We start from the raw sequence: 489 nt of genomic DNA, 5'->3' as shown, positions 1-489 counted from the left end.
GTCCGGACCTGGGAACTCTCGGGGACCTCGGGAGGGAGCCATTCACCGATACGGCGGAGAGTACGCACAGGAACGCCGAGAGCGTGACGATCGAAGACTTCTTGGGAGAGAAACGGGTCCCGAAGCCCCAGAGCCCGCACCTTACACTACGGGACGCCGAGAACTTGATGATGAGAGAAATCTGAGGAGGCCACTGGATGCTGAATCACAGGATGTCGCACCGAGAGTCCCTCTGCTATCGTCGGAGCTGCCCAGACAAGAGTCAGGGCGCTACGAGGATGACTATGACCGTATGTCCCGTCGTGAGGATCTCCCACCGTACCGCCGTCCCCAGGAATACGACTATGATCGAGCTCGTTATTTGGATCGGGAATACGATCGAGAGTATGACCGTAGACGATTACCATACGAAGACGACCCTCGTCATCTTCGTGACCAAGAGTATGCTCGCAGGCCTGTCGAGTATGAAGACTCCCGATACTATAGGGA

General features: G+C 56.6%; 1 protein-coding gene. It reads left to right on the top strand.

Annotated elements, in window-relative coordinates; all coding sequences use genetic code 11:
- The coding region (locus D7X55_RS45070) for a hypothetical protein (RefSeq protein WP_233610418.1) at positions 1–185 on the top strand (185 nt) is incomplete at its 5' end.
- Between the last annotated feature and the right edge of the window lie 304 nt (positions 186–489).

The sequence above is a fragment of the Corallococcus sp. AB049A genome (assembly GCF_003668885.1).
Taxonomy (GTDB): domain Bacteria; phylum Myxococcota; class Myxococcia; order Myxococcales; family Myxococcaceae; genus Corallococcus; species Corallococcus interemptor.
The sequence above is the reverse complement of the archived record's forward strand: the minus strand, read 5'-3'. Positions and strand labels throughout refer to the sequence as shown.